This is a genomic window from Candidatus Protochlamydia sp. R18, from assembly GCF_000648255.1.
GTDB lineage: Bacteria > Chlamydiota > Chlamydiia > Chlamydiales > Parachlamydiaceae > Protochlamydia > Protochlamydia amoebophila.
In genome coordinates, this window is sequence record NZ_BASL01000639.1 from 100,915 (window position 1) to 121,020 (window position 20,106).

At 36.7% G+C, this 20,106-nt stretch carries 14 protein-coding genes and 2 tRNA genes; 3 read left to right on the forward strand and 13 right to left on the reverse strand.

Annotated elements, in window-relative coordinates:
• Window positions 1-5 precede the first annotated feature (5 nt).
• Window positions 6-2,168 (forward strand): hypothetical protein, encoded by a 2,163-nt coding sequence (locus tag TY19_RS03420; protein ID WP_042280169.1) that lies wholly within the window; start codon window positions 6-8, stop codon window positions 2,166-2,168.
• Between the two features lie 492 nt (window positions 2,169-2,660).
• Here the strand turns inward: TY19_RS03420 and TY19_RS03425 are convergent, their stop codons facing one another.
• The 13 genes from TY19_RS03425 to infA form a co-directional block, all read right to left on the reverse strand.
• On the reverse strand, window positions 2,661-3,128 hold the full coding sequence (locus TY19_RS03425; RefSeq protein ID WP_042280171.1) for an outer membrane lipoprotein: 468 nt from the start codon (window positions 3,126-3,128) through the stop codon (window positions 2,661-2,663).
• Window positions 3,129-3,535: 407 nt separating this feature from the next.
• A complete protein-coding gene (rpoC, locus tag TY19_RS03430) occupies window positions 3,536-7,702 on the reverse strand; it encodes a DNA-directed RNA polymerase subunit beta' (protein WP_042280173.1) in 4,167 nt (1,388 codons plus the stop codon).
• 123 nt (window positions 7,703-7,825) lie between these two features.
• Window positions 7,826-11,590, reverse strand: coding sequence for a DNA-directed RNA polymerase subunit beta (gene rpoB, locus TY19_RS03435; RefSeq protein ID WP_011175154.1), 3,765 nt, complete (start codon window positions 11,588-11,590; stop codon window positions 7,826-7,828).
• Window positions 11,591-12,085: 495 nt separating this feature from the next.
• Window positions 12,086-12,475, reverse strand: a complete 390-nt coding sequence (gene rplL / locus TY19_RS03440; protein WP_011175153.1) for a 50S ribosomal protein L7/L12 — start codon at window positions 12,473-12,475, stop codon at window positions 12,086-12,088.
• Between the two features lie 60 nt (window positions 12,476-12,535).
• Window positions 12,536-13,081, reverse strand: coding sequence for a 50S ribosomal protein L10 (rplJ, locus tag TY19_RS03445; RefSeq protein WP_011175152.1), 546 nt, complete (start codon window positions 13,079-13,081; stop codon window positions 12,536-12,538).
• 4 nt (window positions 13,082-13,085) lie between these two features.
• A complete protein-coding gene (rplA, locus tag TY19_RS03450) occupies window positions 13,086-13,796 on the reverse strand; it encodes a 50S ribosomal protein L1 (RefSeq protein WP_011175151.1) in 711 nt (236 codons plus the stop codon).
• Window positions 13,797-13,806: 10 nt separating this feature from the next.
• A complete protein-coding gene (rplK, locus tag TY19_RS03455; protein WP_011175150.1) occupies window positions 13,807-14,235 on the reverse strand; it encodes a 50S ribosomal protein L11 in 429 nt (142 codons plus the stop codon).
• 220 nt (window positions 14,236-14,455) lie between these two features.
• Complete coding sequence (nusG, locus tag TY19_RS03460; RefSeq protein ID WP_039357230.1) at window positions 14,456-15,004, reverse strand: transcription termination/antitermination protein NusG; 549 nt, start codon at window positions 15,002-15,004, stop codon at window positions 14,456-14,458.
• A 60-nt stretch (window positions 15,005-15,064) separates the two neighbouring features.
• The gene (gene secE, locus TY19_RS03465) at window positions 15,065-15,331 is read right to left on the reverse strand and encodes a preprotein translocase subunit SecE (RefSeq protein WP_042280258.1); all 267 of its coding nucleotides are present in this window, start codon (window positions 15,329-15,331) and stop codon (window positions 15,065-15,067) included.
• Between the two features lie 246 nt (window positions 15,332-15,577).
• Window positions 15,578-15,650: transfer RNA gene (locus TY19_RS03470), tRNA-Trp, on the reverse strand.
• 60 nt (window positions 15,651-15,710) lie between these two features.
• Entirely contained in the window at window positions 15,711-16,895 is a 1,185-nt protein-coding gene (gene tuf, locus TY19_RS03475) for an elongation factor Tu (RefSeq protein WP_011175145.1), read from the reverse strand.
• A 58-nt stretch (window positions 16,896-16,953) separates the two neighbouring features.
• Window positions 16,954-17,025: transfer RNA gene (locus TY19_RS03480), tRNA-Thr, on the reverse strand.
• 99 nt (window positions 17,026-17,124) lie between these two features.
• Window positions 17,125-17,343 carry a translation initiation factor IF-1 gene (gene infA, locus TY19_RS03485; protein WP_039357243.1) on the reverse strand — a complete coding sequence of 73 codons (219 nt, stop codon included), beginning with the start codon at window positions 17,341-17,343 and terminating at the stop codon, window positions 17,125-17,127.
• Window positions 17,344-17,727: 384 nt separating this feature from the next.
• Here infA and TY19_RS03490 point away from each other — a divergent pair, with 384 nt between their 5' ends.
• On the forward strand, window positions 17,728-19,296 hold the full coding sequence (locus TY19_RS03490) for a hypothetical protein (protein WP_042280176.1): 1,569 nt from the start codon (window positions 17,728-17,730) through the stop codon (window positions 19,294-19,296).
• A gap of 104 nt (window positions 19,297-19,400) precedes the next feature.
• The gene (locus TY19_RS03495; RefSeq protein WP_042280178.1) at window positions 19,401-19,841 is read left to right on the forward strand and encodes a SufE family protein; all 441 of its coding nucleotides are present in this window, start codon (window positions 19,401-19,403) and stop codon (window positions 19,839-19,841) included.
• Window positions 19,842-20,106: the final 265 nt, after the last annotated feature.

Consider the following 20,106-nt stretch of genomic DNA (forward strand, 5'->3'; position numbering starts at 1 on the left):
TATCCATGTGTTTTCATCCCTTCATTTTATTTTTATCTCTTCTTTCATTTTTAGGGTTTTGCCTCTCCAATTATGCTGAAGAAACCGTTAAAGTCTTACATGAGGGTTTTGCTGAAGGCATCACTGTCGACCTAAAAGAACCTCTTTATATAGATGGTGTTATGACAACCAATCAAGGAGGAGTGATTTCTGCACCTCGTCTTCGTATCCAAGCAAAAGTCATCCGTTATACAAAAAAAATGATCGATAAAACTCCGATTTTAACAATTGAAGCAAAAGACCAGCTCATAATCGAATTTGGAGATTACCTATTTACAGGACAAAAACTCTACTATGACTTTCAAAAAAAAGAAGGTTTTATTGAATATGGACGGACAGCGATAGAACCTTGGTTTTTCGGAGGCGAAAAAATTGAAATGCGCTGTGATGGTAGTTATGTTTTATATAATGGTTATATTACGACATCGGAAAACGAACAACCCGAATGGGGTCTTTATTCAAATAATGTCTATGTCAAACAAGGACGATACCTGAAAGCTTATGATGTACAACTAAAACTCAAAAAATACACTATTTTATGGATTCCTTCTTTAAGCGCTAACTTAGACTCTATTTTTGATTCCCCTATTCGTTATCGTTTTAGATGGGGAGGAAGACAGGGGCCACGTGTAGGACTTACTTACGAAATATTTTCTTGGAATCGTTGGAAAACATTTGTGCGATTTGATTATCGTTTAGCTAGAGGCCCAGGAGGAGGTATTGAAACAAGGTATCATTCTGTTGATCGTAAAACGGAATTTCAAAGCATTAATTATTTAGCTAGAGATTCTTCTCTTTTGGACCCAAATGAAAAAGCCCGATATCGTTTTGAAGGGTTATTTAAAACACTGTTAGATCAAGATAAAGTAAGTATCTTAATGACTTATGACAAGATCAGTGATAGAGATATGCCAAGTAGTTACCACGATAGAGATTTTGATTTTGATCCGTCAGAAAGAACACAAGTATTAATCAGAAGACAAGAAAATTTATGGATTGGAAATTTATACACACGTTTGCGTATTAATAGTTTTCAAACCGTTAAACAAGAGCTTCCTACCCTGTCAGTAAACTTTAAGCCTTTCCCTTTGCAAAGAACGGGAATTATATTTGAAAATTGGGCTAGTGTTTCTTACTTAGATTTTAAGTATTCCAAACATATAGTGGATGTTCCTAATTATGCTTCCAATCGGTTTGAATATAGACCTACTTTATATCGGCCATTCATTGCAGGCCCCGTAACTATTACCCCTCAAATGGGTTTTATAGAGATTTTTTATGGAAATAGCCCGAAACATTCCTCTCAACTTCTTAGTTTGGGATTAGTCGGTTGTCGAGTTGAAACACAACTTTATAAACATCTTGGCAACTTTAAACATGTTGTTACCCCTTATTCATTTTTTCACTACTATACCTCTCCTACTTCATCTCCCAATCAACATTACATTTTTGATATTACAGATGGTTGGGCTCGCTTAAACAAATTAACGATAGGTTTTAAAAATTCATTGTTATTAAAAGAACAAAACGGCATTTCACAAATTTTTTATGCAAATATTTATACTCACGCTTTTTTCAACTCCAAAACGATTGCTCGAACTTTTCCCAAACTTTATGGGAAATTTGTCTTTTCCTCTATTTCTACTATTAAACACACGATTCAAACAGCCTGGGATTTTCAACATCATCTATTTGATCATTTTAATTTTCGCTCTGAATGGACATTAAGCGCTGACTTTGCCTTAGCTATCGAGTATCGTCACAGAAGCGCTTATAGTTGGCGCAAAGTCGATGAAGAAAACTTTTTTCTTGATAGTTTTCGTTCTGAAAACAATTTATTTAATTCAGCTCTATCTGATAGACGAAATACTTTTTTACTTCATTTCTTCTATCGCTTTCATCCTAATTGGGCTTGCGAATTTTCTTCTAGACAAGGATGGAATCGAAAGAAAGAACCTAGTTATTTAGAATATGAAATCGATTTATTAACAACAATTCAGACGGCTTGGCATTTACGTCTTTCTTTTCAACATCGTGAAAATGACAATCGTATAGCTCTGTATGTGAATGTAGGTTTAAGAAGGCCTGAAGGAAAGTACTGTGAACACAAAATTTATACTTTCGATTAATTCTTAGTTATTTTAATTTTAAACAAATCAATAGTAATTTTAAAATATTTTTCTATATTTCTTAATATATATATTAAATAACTGCAATTATTCGATTACTCCTCTCTTCAAAATTTTTCTATTTTAAATATTGAATGAAATTCATTCCGCTCAAGAAAAGAATAAAATTATAAATTGGCATAATACTTTTACATATTTATAAAAAAACAACTATGCTACAAAAAAATTAATTATACAAAAGCAGAGACTAGTTTAGCCATATGTAAGGTATTCACGGGCCATATTGCGAATTTTTTAATCAGAAAAAATATATGTAATTAAAAACTTTAACTCACAAGTTCACTGTCTTAATTGCTTCATAAGTTTTTAGCGAAAAAATAATAAAATTTAGTCGATGCTAAAAATTCTTAATTCAGTCAGCATCGACTTCTACTTTTAAAAAAACGTTTTTTTAGGAAAACTCTAAAAGAAATTATTAAAAATATTCCTTATTTATTGAGGAGTAATGCGCGACCGACCTGAAGCACTGACGATAACATAAACAGGTTGTCCGATGTAAAAATTATCGTTAGGTCCCTGGACAACAGTTAATAAATCCCCATTGTCCAATTCCACAGCATATTCTAAACCTGCTTGTTGTTTAGCTCGTTTTTCAATTAGAGACCCGGCAAGAGCGCCCGCAACTGCCCCAAATGCTGTCGGAAGCAAATGTCCTCTACCCGCAGCATTTCCAATAATTCCTCCAGTTACGCCTCCTCCAGCTATACCAAGTCCGTTTTCATCCAGTTGTGCATTTTGATTGACGGTCACAGCTCTTACACTTCTAATCTTTCCCATATATGTTATTGAAGCTTCACCGACTTGTCTAACTGAATAGACATCAGAAGAAATATCTCTTGTACATGAACTAAGCAAACATACACTTATTCCTAGCAACAAAAACTTATTTAATTTTTTCATTATTAACCCTCTTTAATTAAAACTTGAAATTAGTTGTTTTAATGTCCTATAAAAAAAAATTAGAAATAATTATTTTAAGCATTTTGGAAATCTCTCACAAGAAATAAACTTTAAACACTCCTAATTTCTGACATTTATTTAAAAAGACAAAAAGAATAAAAAATGGTTGAGTTTATAGTATCAGACAAAATTCAAGAAATAATTGTGGAATGAAATAGCTCTTTTAAAACAAGTATCAAATATGTTTAGGTGGCCATTCCGTTTCTTTATCTTTCGGTACACCACAATCGGAGCAAGGTTGAACTATTTGATTAATCATAAAAATTCATATTAAAAATTTATTTAGTAAAAAAAAAGCACAGACTGCAAACAGTCTGTGCAATGAAATACACAATTCACGAGCTTAATTAATCCGCAAAATTGAATTCCAATTCTTGCTCTTGCTCGCTATCTACGAACATTTTAACTCGTTTATGGCGATCAAAACCTGTTCCACCAGGAATAATGTGTCCCATGATGACATTTTCTTTAAAACCAACTAAATAGTCTGTTTTACCCGCACAGGCAGCTTCTGTTAAGACACGTGTTGTATCTTGGAATGAAGCAGCTGAAATAAAGGATTCCGTACTCAAAGAAGCTTTAGTTATACCAAGTAGAACTGGGGTTGCTTGGGCAGCCTTACCACCTTCTTGACTAACTTTTTGGTTTTCAACCTCGAACTCTTTCTTATCAACTTCTTCGCCATATAGAAGACTTGTGTCGCCTGGATCAATGACGCGAACTTTCTTCAACATTTGGCGTACAATAATTTCAATATGCTTATCATTGATGTCTACCCCTTGTAGGCGATAAACTTCTTGTACTTGGTTAACCAAATACTTTTGAAGTTCACGAACACCACAAATGTCAAGAATTTCATGAGGGATAACTAATCCATCTGTCAATTGTTGGCCTTTAACAACATGGTCGCCACGTTGGATAATTAAGTGCTTAGTATGCGAGATAAGATGTTCCTCTTCCATTCCTGTCATTTCATCGCGAACAACGACAATGCGTTTGTTTTTCTGAACACCTCGGAAATCCACAACCCCATCAATTTTAGCAATTTCTGCTGAATCTTTAGGTTTACGTGCTTCGAATAACTCCGCCACACGTGGAAGCCCCCCAGTAATGTCTTTTGTTTTAATAGCACTTCTTGGAAGACGTGCAAGCATCTTACCAGCTGTAGCAAATTCACCTTCTTCAACTGAAATGATTGCTCCGGCAGGTAAGGGATATGTACCTACAAGATCTTCGCAAGCCTGATCAGCATAAATCGCAACTTGAGGATGTAACTCACCACGATGTTGTTTTACGATCAATTCTGCCTGACCTGTTTGCTTATTTACGTCACGTTCAGTAGAAAGTCCTTCTACCAAATCTTCATAACGAACATAACCTGGGCGATCGCAAATAATTGGAATATTATGTTGTTCCCACTCGGCAACACGAGTACCCGGTTTAACTTTTGTTCCCTCTTCAAGAAGAATCTTTGTTCCGAGTTCTACGTTAAATGCTTGCAAAGGTTCGATCGATTTCGTCGATAGTAGCTTCTTATATTCATCTAAGGTACGCCCTTCATCTTTAACAATATTAAGTCTACCATTTTTATTTAAAGCAACCCAATTCCCCTCATCAGTTTTTACAGTACGCAAATCTGTGTAAACAAGTATACCATTATCATCTGCAACAATCTCTGGAGTTAAACCAGCAGATGCAATACCACCCAAGTGGAAGGTACGCATTGTTAACTGTGTTCCTGGTTCACCTATCGACTGAGCTGCAATAATACCAACAGCTTCACCCATGCTTATTGAACGGCTATTAGCTAAATTAATTCCATAGCACTTTGCACAGACGCCTCGTCTTGTTTCACATGTCAACACGGAGCGAATTCGAATACTTTCAATTCCTGAGTCGTCGATAGCTTCAGCTTGAAGAACAGTTAATGTGTCTCCACTCTTAGCAAGCAATTTCGTGCTATCACCTGGTTGATAAATATCTTCACAAACGGTACGTCCAAAAATACGGTCTTTCAAAGGTAGTAACTCTTCTTGACCTTGCTTAATCGCTGAAACATCAATTCCGTTTAATGTTCCACAATCATCTTCTGTAATGATCACATCTTGAGCCACATCGACTAAACGGCGAGTCAAATAGCCTGAGTCAGCTGTTTTAAGCGCTGTATCTGCCAGTCCTTTACGAGCACCATGAGATGAAATAGAAAACTCAATCACCGATAGCCCTTCTCTAAAGTTAGAAGTGATCGGCGATTCAATGATGTCGCCAGATGGTTTTGCCATCAAACCTCGCAGAGCTCCAAGCTGTCTGATCTGCGATTTATTACCACGAGCACCCGAATCCATCATTAAGTAAAGTGGGTTCATTGTGCTATCTTTAACTTCACTAATCAGCTTAAATAATTCTTCTGAAAGGACATCTGAAACCTCTGTCCAAATACTAATTGTTTTAGAATAGCGTTCCCCTTCAGTTATGATACCATCTTCGTACTGTTTTCTGACTACAGCAACGCGTTCATGAGCATCATGTAAGATTTTTTGCTTAATTGTCGGAATTTTTACATCGCAAACACCCATCGAAAGAGCTGACTTAGTCGCTTCCGCAAAACCTATGCTTTTTAGATTATCTAAGAAACGAACCGTTGCCTCGAGTCCTGCCTTTTTATAGCACTGCATAACGAGTTCACCCATTTTCTTTTTAGGTAAACTATAGTTTTGGAAACCCAGTTCTTTCGGAACAATCGTGTTGAAAACGACACGTCCAGGTGTTGTCTCAATAATCCCATTTTCTGTTCGTAATTTAATTTTTTCATGAATACGAATTCCTCTTAAGTAATCGGAACGATTTTCTCCATTCGGACTTTTGCTACCTTCTTCATACCAGTTATAACTACCACTTGCTTGTAGAGCCAGCAGTACTTCTTCGCTATCTCGAAAAACTTGTGTTTTTAATTCATGATTTTCTCGAATATAAAGAGGGTCTAGCATTAAATAGTACAAACCGAGTGTCATATCCTGAGAAGGAACGGCAACAGGCTTACCTGACGATGGTAAGAAAATATTATCAGGCGCCATCATTAACAATTTTGCTTCCAACTGTGCTTCAATAGAAAGAGGAACATAAACAGCCATTTGGTCACCGTCAAAGTCCGCGTTAAATGCCGAACAAACAAGTGGATGAATGCGAATCGCTTTACCTTCAATCAAAACCGGTTCAAAAGCTTGAATACCTAAACGGTGAAGCGTTGGCGCGCGGTTTAATAATACTGGATGACCTTTAATGATATCTTCTAACACATCCCAAACTTCTGGAGCATGCCTTTGAATCATTTTTTTTGCTGAACGAATCGTATAAACATACCCTTGATCTTTAAGTCTCTTTACAATGAAGGGCTCAAACAATTCAAGAGCCATTAATTTAGGTAATCCACACTGATTGAACTTCAATTCTGGACCAACAATAATAACCGATCGACCTGAATAATCCACCCGTTTACCGAGTAAGTTCTGACGGAAACGTCCTTGCTTTCCTTTTAACATTTCAGATAATGACTTTAAGGGGCGATTACCAGCTCCCATAACAGGATGTCCATGACGACCGTTATCAAACAAAGCATCCACAGCTTCTTGTAACATACGTTTTTCATTACGTACGATTACATCAGGTGTTTTAAGCTTTAAAATAGCTTTTAAACGGTTGTTCCGGTTAATCACACGGCGATAAAGATCATTTAAATCAGACGTAGCAAAGCGACCACCATCCAGAGGAACCAAAGGACGTAAATCAGGTGGAATCACAGGAACACAAGACATGATCATCCATTCAGGCTTGTTATCCGAAGAAACAAAACTTTCAATAATTTTCAAACGCTTCGCCAACTTCATTCTAGCTTGCTGCGATTTAGTTTTACGAAGTTTGTCTTTTAATTCTACCAATTGAGTTTGTAGATCTTCGCTCGCTAAGAGGTCGCGAATGGCTTCGCCACCCATTTTTGCCACAAAGCTATCGCGCCCCCATTTTTCTTGTGCTTCACGATATTCAGTGTCGTTTAATAGCTGCTTTCTTTCTAAATCCGTTTGGCCTGGATTGATGACAACGTACTCTTCATAATAAATCACCCGTTCAAGATCGGCGGATGTCATTCCGAGAACATTACCAATACGAGAAGGCATTGTTTTAAAAAACCAAATATGAACAACTGGAACAGCTAAATCAATGTGAGCCATTCGTTCACGACGAACTTTGGATAAAGTAACTTCCACACCACAACGATCGCAAACAATTCCTTTGTGTTTAATTTTTTTGTATTTTCCGCAAGCACATTCCCAGTCACGTGTGGGTCCAAAGATTTTTTCGCAAAAAAGACCACCTTTTTCAGGTTTAAATGTTCGGTAGTTAATCGTTTCAGGTTTTTTAATCTCTCCGCGGGACCACTCATTACGTATGACATCGTCAGAGGCAATTTTAATGGTCAATTTATCAAATTGTCCATCTTGCTGATTTCTTTCAGACATGTATGTCTCCTAACAAATTAGTTTAAATTTTTAAGCAGATCAAAATAGATACTTTTTCAGATAAGAAGAAACACCTAATGGCATTTCTTCTTTTTCGGTACTAGTAACAAATCATCTATTTAATCAAGAGTCATCAACGGCTTCTGTATAGACATTTAAGCCAAGCCCTTGCATTTCTTTAATCAATACGTTAAAAGATTCCGGTGTTCCTGATTTAAGCAGGTTTTCCCCTTTCACGATTGATTCATAAATACGTGTACGACCAGCTACATCGTCAGATTTAACAGTTAGCATTTCTTGTAAGAGATGAGCGGCTCCATAAGCCTCGGCTGCCCAAACTTCCATCTCTCCAAAACGTTGACCACCCATTTGAGCTTTACCACCCAATGGTTGCTGAGTCACAAGTGAATAAGGCCCAACTGCACGAGCGTGGATCTTATCAGCTACTAAGTGGCTCAACTTCAACATATAAATGTAACCTACCACAACGCTATTATCAAAGCGCTCACCAGAGCACCCATCATAAAGGAAAAACTTACCATCTTCTGGAAGACCCGCCTTTTTCATCATTTCCCAAATTTTTTCTTCTGGGAAACCTTCAAATACAGGGCTTTTTACTGTTATTCCAGTATGCTTAGCAGCAATTCCTAAGTGAGTTTCAAACAACTGTCCCATGTTCATACGTGAAGGTACGCCTAAAGGATTAAGAATAATTTCAATTGTCTGCCCAGTTGAAAGGAATGGCATGTCAGCTTCTGGAACAATTTTGGAGACGACCCCTTTATTTCCATGGCGACCAGCCATTTTATCACCAACTTGCAACTTACGCTTAGAAGCTACGTAGACTTTGACTTGACGAATGACACCCGGATCTAAATCTGTATCTCCTTTACGCATAAACTCTAACTGAGTTTTATACTGTGTTTCCACGGTTTGCAGAGCAATTTCATAATCGTGTAAAATTTGTCGTAACGTTGTATAGATGTCATTTTCAGGCATCAATAGATCTTCTACACTCTCTTTTTCCAAAGCTTCAATGAGATCTTGTGTGATTAAATCTCCTTCATCGACAATAATTTCCGCTGTTCGACGATGAACAATATTACCTGGAGCTGTTTCATTCAGAAGAAGAGCTCCTACTCGTTCATGTTTTTCAGTACGAAGCTGGGCTTGATTAGATTTATATTCACGCTGAATATCTTTCAATTTTGAAGCTTCTTCAACAAGTTCATCATCAGTCTTAGATAGTCTATCTCTTCTACTAAAGACTTTAACATCCATAACAACCCCTTCTGTTCCAGGAGGAGCAATCAAAGATGCATCTTTAACATCAGAAGCTTTATCACCAAAAATCGCGCGTAGTAAACGCTCTTCTGGGGCTAATTCTGTTTCGGATTTTGGGGTAATTTTACCAACTAATGTATCGCCAGGCTTTACTTCTGCTCCGATACGAATAATTCCATCGTCATTTAAGTTCCTTAATGTTTCCTCTGATACATTCGGAATATCGCGTGTAATTTCTTCTTTTCCAAGTTTTGTATCACGCGCCGTTAATTCAAATTCTTCAATGTAAAGAGAAGTATAATAATCTTCGCGAAGAAGCTTTTCAGAAATGATGATCGCATCTTCATAGTTGTAACCAAACCAAGGCATGAAGGCAACTAAGACATTACGTCCAAGCGCCACTTCCCCTTTATCTGTTGCCGGTCCATCTGCAATCACATCTCCGGCTTTTATTTTATCACCCACATGGCAGAGAGGGCGCTGATTGATACAAGTACCTGCGTTAGAACGAATAAACTTTTTAAGCAAATAAGTTCTTTTTTCTAAACGATTGTCATCAGGAGAAATAACAATTTTTAAACCATCGACATAATCAACAACTCCGTCCTCATGGGCAATTAAAACAGCTCCTGAGTCACGTGCTGCCCTAGCCTCCAATCCAGTACCTACAATTGGAGCAGTAGGTTTGAGAAGAGGAACCCCCTGACGTTGCATGTTTGATCCCATCAATGCACGGTTCGCATCGTCGTGCTCAAGGAATGGAATCAATCCGGTAACAATTGAAACAAGCTGCTTCGGCGATACGTCCATATGTGTAACATTTTTCGTATCTGTTTCAAATTGCTCACCTTTATAACGAGCCCAACAGATGGGTTCAGCAAACATATGGTATTCATCCAGCGGAGCAGAAGCCTGCGCAATCACGCACTGTTCTTCTTGATCGGCTGTCATGTATTCGATCTCATCTGTTACAACCCCCTCACGAACAATTCTATAAGGTGTTTCAATAAATCCAAATTCATTAATCTTAGCAAACGATGAAAGAGAAGAGATCAAACCAATGTTTGGCCCTTCAGGTGTTTCGATTGGGCAAATACGTCCATAATGACTTGTATGAACGTCTCGTACTTCAAATCCAGCACGATCTCTGTTTAAACCACCAGGTCCAAGAGATGAAAGTCTTCGTTTATGAGTTAACTCTGCAATTGGATTTGTTTGGTCCATAAATTGTGAAAGTTGTGAACGACCAAAGAAGTCTTTTAAAACTCCTGACAACCCTTTTGCGGAGACAATCTTACCAGGAGTTAATGTATCTGATGAAAAGTCAAAAAGATTCATTCTTTCCCGAATAATTTTCTCCATTCGTGCCAAACCAATGCGGCATTGATTTTGAATGAGTTCTCCAACGGAGCGAACACGACGATTGCCCAAATGATCGATATCATCGATTGAGGCTTCTTCGCTACCACTTTTTAACATGATCAAATATTTCAGAGCTCCAATCACATCTTCTTTATCTAATGTGACCGTCTGTAACTTCTCATCATTAATTTCACAACCTAATTTACTGTTGAGCTTGTAACGACCAACACGTCCGAGATTATAACGCTTTGGATCAAAGAAAAGACGCATAATTGCTGAACGGGCATTAGATAAAGTTGCTGGCTCACCCGGACGAATTTTACGATAAAAATCTTTTAAAGCGGATTCGTAAGAATCTGTTGGATCTTTTGCAAGCATTTTAATAACAGGGCTTGTTTCATCCGCATCTTCTGCAATACGAATGACATCAATCCCAGCATCTACAATACGTTTAAGCATAGCTGTCGTTAATTTTTCAGAAGCTTTACCAAATACCAGTCCTGATTCTTCATCGACAACATCTTGAGCTAGAATTTTACCAACAAGTTTAGCAAACTCTTTCTCGTTTTTAATTTTATACTTACGAGTTGTGAAAAACTCTTCAATAATATCACTGTTAGAAGAATAACCTAAAGCACGAATAAAAGTTGTCGCAAGGATTTTGCGGCGTCGTTTTTTACGATCGATGTAGATGTGAATTAAGTCATTTGTATCGAAAGCTCCTTCAAGCCAGCTTCCTCGGTAAGGGATGATACGAAATGAGTAAATCACGTTCCCACGAGAATGGCGTTCTTGTTCAAAGCATATTCCTGGAGATCTATGAAGTTGAGAAACAACAACACGCTCTGCACCATTAACAATAAATGTTCCTTTATCAGTCATCACAGGAATTGTTCCCATGTAGACTTCCTCTTCTTTAATTCCGGTTTCATCTGTTAGACGAAACTTTACTTTCAAAGTGACATTATAAGTGATTCCCCGGCGAATACATTCTTCAGGATTATACTTAGGCACTCCTAGGTTATATGACAAAAATTCTAAAATAGTTTTCTCGTCATAAGACTTAATTGGAAAAATTTCGGTAAAAACTTCTTGTAAGCCAATATTTTCCCTTTCATCAGGAAATTTATCGGCTTGAAGAAATTGGTTGTATGATTTGATCTGAATTTCTATCAGATTTGGAAGATCGATAATTTCTTCCTTATCATTAAAACTCTCGCGATGTGGCGGCCTTTGCAACATTATGAAGGACTCCTACTATGGCTTTACTTGAGACGAATAGATATAATTGACTCGATATTTTTCTAAATAGCTGTTTGCTTGATCCATTAAAATACCGATGTTTGTGAACTTTTACTATTTTTGACAACTTAAGTTGAAAAATTTACTTTGATTAAGCGCTTTTTTAGCCTTTCATCAAGTTTATTAGCAAAAAATCACCTGTTAATAAAACTCAGAATTTTGAATTTTGAGTGTACGATTGATAAACCAATCGAACTGTCAAAAACCAAAAGTCCTCTTCTGCCCTGCAAAAATTAACAAACAGTGCTCATAAAAAAACAAAAAATAACTGGAAAAAATATGAATAGAATTAGATTGTAATTCGTTTACTAGCATCTATTAGAATCCTAATAGTTATGGTATCTTAATTAAAAAATAAATATTAAAATAGCACAAGACCAAGTGCAAGAGTTTTAATTTTGCACTTGGTTCACATTAACTAAAATAGTTAGAGGATTAAAGCCCTTTTAAAGTGACTTTTCCACCAGCTGTTTCAATTTTCTTTTTAATGTCTTCAGCTTCTGCTTTTGGAGCTGTAGGCTTCAATTCTTTAGGTGCTGCTTCTACTAAGTCTTTTGCTTCTTTCAAACCAAGACCTGTAATTTCACGCACAACTTTAATGATTCCAATTTTCTTATCAGCTGGAGCTTCAGTTAAAGTGACTTGGAAATCTGTAGATTCAACTACAGCAGCAGCAGGAGCACCAGCAGCAGGAGCTGCTACTGCGACAGGAGCTGCGGCTTTAACACCCCATTTATCTTCGAGTAGAGTCTTGAGTTCAGCCATTTCCAAAACGGTCAATTCACTTAGTGCATCGACTAGTTCTTCTGTTTTTTTCTTACTCACGGTATTTACCTCTTAATTTTCTATAACTTCTGTTAATAATTCTAGTGGAATGGATTAACCTTAGGCTTCACTTGCGCTATTTTCTGGTTCCTCGCTTCCTTGCTTGCTTTTATTATCCAAACAGTATGCAACGCTTGCAAGGAGGGCTTCAACAACGGCCAAGGTTTGAGCCATTGGAGCTTCCAGAGTACTGAGGAATTGAGCTCGCATTTCGTCTTTGCTTGGCAACTTCGAAAGTTTTTCAACATCATCACCGCTATAAATCTGTCCATCAAAACGTCCACCGAGGACTTGGATGATTTTTTCACGCTCTTGACTGAATTTAAAAACTGTTTTTGTTGCTTCAATCGGATCTTCTCCTAAAAACACCAAACCAATATGGCCATTTAAAGAAGAAACGTCTAGTTCGAGTCCAGCATCTTTAGCAGCTTTAAGCAAAACACGTTTACGCACGACTTCAACATCACCACCAATTTTTCCCAGTTGGCGACGAAAATCATTTGCTTGGTTAGCTGTTAATCCAGCATATTGCATAATGACAAAAGCAGGATAACGCTGAATCTTATCAATAATCTCTTGTTTAAGGAGTTGTTTTTCCTCTCTCATAAGTTTATGACTCCTTAGCTGCTAAATCAGATTCGCGTAGGTCAATTTTAAGGCCAGGCCCCATTGTAGAGGAAATGGCTAGCGATCTCATATAGTGACCTTTAGCAGAAGCAGGCTTAGCACGCTGAATAGCAATCAAAAACGCGCGAATATTTTCTTCAAGCTTATTAGACTCAAAAGAAACTTTTCCTACTCCATTATTAATGACACCATGACGATCTAGCTTAAACTCAATTTTTCCTGCTTTAAGCTCTTGAATCGCTTTAGCAATATCTGTTGTCACTGTTCCTGCTTTTGGAGTGGGCATTAAACCCCGTGGTCCGAGAACCTTACCTAACTTACCCACTTCTCGCATCATGTCAGGTGTTGCAACAACAGCATCAAAATCTGTCCAACCCCCGTTAACTTTTTCTAGAAGTTCATCATGACCTGCGTAATCGGCACCCGCTTCCAAAGCTTCTTTAACTTTGTCACCTTTCGCGAAAACGAGAATTTTCATCGTTTTACCCGTTCCATTCGGTAATGAAACAGTTCCGCGAACACTTTGGTCCGATCTACGAGGGTCAACACCGAGTTTTAAAGAAACTTCTACTGTCTGATCAAATTTGACAGGAGGGCATTTCTTTAAAATATCGATAGCTTCTCTAATCGTGTATGCTTTCGCCGCATCCAGCGATTTAGCTATCTCCCGAATTCTTTTACTTGGACGACCCATATATTATTCTCTACTCTTTTATGAGATCAATTCCCATGGAACGAGCTGTTCCCAAAACAATATTAGTTGCCATTTCCAAATCTGCAGCGTTCATATCCTGAATTTTTTCTTCAGCAATTTTGCGCGCTTCTGAACGTGTAATTTTTGCAACTTTATCTCGGTTTGGAACGCCTGAACCTTTCGCTATTCCTTTTGCTTTTTTAAGCAATTCGGCAACAGGGGGCTTTTTAGTTATAAATGAAAACGACTTATCATGATACACAGTGATGAGTGTAGGAAGTACATCCCCCGCCATCGCTTGTGTTTTCGCATTAAATTCCTTACAAAAAGCCATGATGTTTACACCCGCTGCTCCCAATGCTGGTCCGATTGGAGGAGCTGGATTGGCTTTCCCTGCAGGAATCTGCAGCTTGATCACCTTAACAACTTTTTTTGACATATTGTCCTCTATACGTTTTATCTAATGGTAAAACCTGGTTTCTGATTTACACTTAGATAGAGGCGCTCAGTGCAATCTGTTCTCAGATTTTATCCAGTTTCTTTTCCGTTCAAACGAAAGGAAATGAAGTATACAAAAAACGACTAGAAAATTCTAGCGTTTTTTTAGTTTTATTGATTTTTTGTTAAAATTTCAAAAAATAATAACCTTAAATCTAAATTTAAGTGATTTCAGCGTCATCAGAAATTTCTTCAACTTGAACAAATTCTAAATCATCTACTCGAGTATCACGGCCAAATATTGATACCAAGACACTTAAACGACCTTTATCATGAAATACTTCAGTTACCGTTCCAATAAAATTAACAAAAACACCGTCGGTAATTTTAACACGGTCACCAACTTCAAATTTATGTTTTTGAGTAATTTTCCGTTTTTTATCTTCTAGATCTTTTAAAATTTCACCCACTTCGAGATCTGTCAGAGGCGTCGGTTTATCTCCACCTAGAAAATCAATGACACCATTAGTATTTTTTACATATTGCCAAGATTCATCACTAAGATTCATTTTGATGAGCAAATAACCAGGCCACAAACGTTTTTCAACAACATGTTGCTGACCTTTTTTAACTTCTGACACATTTTCAGTTGGAAGCAAAATCTGCTCGATTTCACCTGACATCCCTTTTAATTCGAGATGCTCTTCCAACGCTTTTTTGACTTTTTTTTCGTGCGTGGATAGCACTTGCACAACATACCATTTATACATGTATCACCTAATACCTATCCGATTTCTGTACTTGCTCATGATTTTATGAACTTCAAGTCATTACCCACTAATTAAGCGGAGCAAAAGATTTAATCCACCGAGCGTACCTTGAACCATCAAATCTAATAAGTAGATAGACATTCCAAATAAAAAGGTCGCTAAAACAACAATTTTTGTATAAACAATCAACTCGTCGCGACTTGTCCAGTTAATTTTGTAAATTTCACTTTTTACATCGGCGACAAAATTACGCGCCTTTTTAACCGTAAAAGAGCTTTCTACGGCTTTTTCCACAGTCGGCGATACTTGCGTTTTTTTCATTTCCATAGTTTTTATTTCCGAACCCACGTTTATACCTCTCTTGCCTTCGTCAAATTTAAATGACTTTTTAGCACCTTTTTAAATTGTGGCAACTTAAGTTGATCAATTAGAAGCTTGTTGATTTGAAAAAACACTATTAGACTTTTCTTGAGCTTTGCTTGTTTGTAAAAAATCACACTTTTTGACTGCTTTATCGTTTTAATAACGATTGATTTTTTCAAAAAAATTAATCACAAAAATGTCTATTTACAACGAGTGCGGAGGGATTCGAACCCCCGACCGACGGCTTTGGAGACCGTTGCTCTACCAGCTGAGCTACACACCCAAAAAACATTATTAAAAAGGGTAGAGAAAACTCTACCCTTATCTTTTTACCAAAAATTGATTATTTAAGGATTTCGGAAACGGTTCCCGCACCAATTGTACGTCCACCTTCACGAATCGCAAAACGCATCCCTTTTTCCATCGCGATTGGAGCAATCAATTTCACTGTAATTTCTACGTTATCGCCAGGCATAACCATTTCTACACCAGCTGGAAGCTCAATTGTTCCAGTTACGTCTGTAGTACGGAAATATAACTGAGGACGATATCCTGAGAAAAATGGTTTATGACGTCCACCTTCTTCTTTTGTTAATACGTAAACTGGACCTTTAAATTCTGTATGCGGAGTACAAGTTCCAGGAGCAACGAGGCACATTCCACGCTCAATATCGGTCTTGGTTAAACCTCTTAACAGGATACCAACGTTTTCTCCTGCGCGAGCTTCTTCCAAGATTTTATTAAACATTTCAAGACCGGTGGCTACTGTATCCCGTGTGTCTCCAAGACCAATGAGTTGCAATTTGTCGTTGATCTTAACAACGCCTCGCTCTACACGACCTGTCGCCACAGTACCTCGACCAGAAATAGAAAAGACGTCCTCAACAGGCATTAAGAAAGGCTTATCTGTCTCACGTTGAGGTGTTGGAACAGCTTCATCAACAATTTTCATCAATTGTTTAATACTTTCAACGTATTTTGGATCTCCTTCCAATGCACGTAAAGCTGAACCTCGAATAATTGGAGAATTGTGGTAACCTTTAGATTCGAGCAATTCATGTAGTTCCATCTCAACGAGATCGAGAAGTTCTGAATCGCTTTCACCGAGCATGTCCACTTTGTTGAGGAATACAACAATAGCAGGAACTTGCATTTGGCGAGCTAACAAAATATGTTCGCGCGTTTGAGGCATTGCTCCGTCTGTAGCAGCAACAACGAGGATTGCTCCATCCATCTGAGCAGCACCAGTAATCATGTTCTTTACATAGTCGGCGTGACCTGGGCAATCTACGTGTGCATAGTGACGTGCATCTGTTTCGTATTCAACGTGGCTTGAGTTAATAGTGATACCACGTGCTTTTTCCTCAGGCGTATTATCAATAGAAGCATAATCTCTAAATTTCGCCCCACCCGCTTCAGCGAGCACCTTTGTGATAGCGGCTGTTAACGTGGTTTTCCCGTGGTCGACGTGACCAATCGTTCCAACGTTGACGTGTGGCTTCTTCCGCTGAAAAGTTTCTTTAGCCATTTTAATTCCTCCGTTAAGCTCCAGTAAATGGATATATCTTGTTTATTAATGTTAAGTCTGCCCAGAATAGGAATTGAACCTACGACCTTTTGCTTACCATGCAAATGCTCTACCACTGAGCTATCTGGGCAAGCTAATCTTGCAAAAGCGCTTTCTACCCATGATTAAAAATTTAATAAGCGTAGAGAGTCAGCTAAAAAAAATCAACACTCTTTGTGTTAATCTATCGCTAGCGCTGTCGAAAAATAATTCTTGCCTTGCTTAAGTCATAAGGCGACATCTCTACAGTAACAACATCTCCGACTAGAACACGTATGTTTTTCATACGCATTTTTCCACAAAGATGTGCGATCACATTTAATCCATTTTGAAGAGAAACTCGAAAATGCATATTAGGGAGCAATTCTTCGACACTTCCTTCAATCTTAATTGTATCTTCTTTAGCCATGTTGCCGCTTGTAATAAAACCTAAAAAACAAGAAGAAGTTCTTCTTTTCATAAAATTGAAAAGACAAATCTTCGAAATAGTGACTAATAAATTAGCATTTTATAGATAAAAGTCAAGTCAAAAAATCAAGAAAATTCATTTTGATTGATCTTCTTATTACCAATGAAAAAACATACCAGTGTTTTTGCTTATTTTAGACTTGTAAGGATTTAATTACAAGAGATTTATTAAATAAAATTTAATTTTAGTTATTTATAAAATTTTATTTTAAATTTTTTAGTTAATTAATTGTACATGTTTAATTAAAATTAAAAATAATATTATAATTAATTATTATAAAGCAAATCTCATAATTAACAAACTACAAGAAAAGGATTATAAAGTATGAATTCTAATCTATCTTTGTCATCCTCATATTCTCAAATTGACAAGATGACGCAAACACTGGAAAGTCGAGGAATTAAGGTCAATATCGATAAGGAGTCTAATAAAGGAATTATTGATGCCAATGGACGCAAATTCGCTGTCTCTCTTATTAATGTCAACAGTGACCATCCTTTAGATGCAGATACAATGACGCAAATTGCGACAAGAGTTGCTTATATGATATTTGCTAAAAATTTAATTAGCGAGGATTTTCAAGGCGCTAAAATTGATCAACAAGGTATTCAAATTAACGACAAAAACATGACTCATGAAGAAGCAAATACTAAAGAGCTTTATCAAGATATACAATCTATTATGCAAAACAAATTATCTAAGCAAAATGCTGATATAGAAGCCCAAATCGGAGTAAACACAACTACAAAGCCACCTATTCAAAAGGAATTTACCCCACCTCCACATCCTTACCTATCTCAATTTACTTCAGATCAATTAGATGCCATTAATAAGTACGGAGCTAATAATGTAATGGTTGGCGGCCAATTTAGTCAAAGCAAATTGGACGCAATCCAACAAGCTGAAGTTAAAGCAGCGGCAAAAGGTAAAGTTAAACCAGCGAAAAAAGAAGGGGTAACAAGGAAAAATGGATTTATAGAAGCGTTAAAAACAAAAGTAAAAACAACAAAAAAAGATAAATCTAAGTTGCAGACAATTTCTAATAAAAAACTCCAAGAAAAATTAACAAAAATTCAATTTACTCTTTCTGATTACGCTAAAAATTTACTTCTTTTAGAACAAGCTCGGGAAGATTTAGATAAAATGCTTAATCATGGTGCTTCAAAAGGAGAAATAGATGCAACAAAAGCCACAATTTCCAGTAAAGAAAAAATCTTTAAAGAACAATTGAAAGAACTTCAAAGCGCAAAAAATGAGTTGGCGAGTTTTAAATTAGAAAAAAATAAACCACTTTTAAACGAAATACGTCGCATTATTCACGACATGCAAAATTTATTAAATGCTTCTAATACAAAAACTGCTAGCCACGCTTTTCTAGAAAAATACAAAACAAAACAGGAAGTTCAGCAAGGAATTGGAAATGCTTATACAGCGGCATGGTCAGAGAAATATGCTTTTCGTAATCCTGAAAATCCTGGTTCATTAATCAACGGACATAATAATTTAATTGCAAGAGACCCAGCGAATAAAAAAAGCTATGAAAATTTAGTTTCTATTTTAGGGGAAGTTCATCAAGCTTTACAAGAAGCTAGCACAACTTTTGGGCCTCTATTTATTAGAGAAGCTGGGCTTATGAATGCAAGTCATAAAATTAAACCAGATACAGCCAAAACACTAGCAATAAGCGCAGCTCAAAAAAAACTTTTTGATAAACTTGAGGAATTAAAGCAAAAAGCGAAAAGTCTTACTTTTGAAACAAACTCTCAAAATGAACTTCAAGGGGTAGGTAATTTTGGAGAATACAGCAAACTCACTCTGGATATCACTTTGTCCAAAATCCAAAAAGAACTACAAGAATTTGATGCATTACCTCTACCAGCAGCGCAAACTTAGATAATAAATTTTTACCCATCACTCTTAAAATTTTTTCTCCTATTAAAAGCGGTAATGGATTAAAATAAAATTAACAAACACAATGAATTAAAAATTAGAGATTTATGTTCCAGACCTGTTTAAATAAACAAAGCCAAATTAAAGAGCTATTCTCTACTTGTTCAACACCAGAAGATCGTTATCAAAAAATTATTGAATTCGGGCGTCAACAAGCCAATTTAACAGATTTGGAGAAAATTCCTACAAATCTTGTTAAAGGCTGCCAAAGTCAAATGTATTTATCATCTTCGCTGGTCAATGGGCAAATTTTTTTTCGAGCAGAGTCTGATGCTTTAATTTCCGCGGGGTTAGCTGCCTTACTTGTAAAGGTCTATAGTGGGGAAACACCTGAGACAGTATTAAAGTGCCCTCCTACTTATTTAGACGAATTAGGAATTAGTGCAAGTTTGACTCCAAATCGCGCTAATGGCCTTTATAGCATGTACCTTCGTATGAAACAAGATGCTTTAAAATGGTTAATAAATGTCGAAAAAACTATTGGTTAATATTTAGTTAAACTTAAAATTTTAAAAAATTAATTATAAATTATAATTAACCAATGAAATCCAATTTGTATGGAAGAGAATTAAAAAGAGGTGGCAAAAATCCTTTTAAGGATCAGCTATTGAATTACAATTTATCAACTGAATAATAATGCTTTTCACGCTTTTTCAAAATCCGAACTATTTTACAAACAGCTTCATTCTTGAAATTTTTTTTGCCTCAGTACTGTCAAAATTCTGAAGAATTTTTAATGGCTGTTGAACAGCT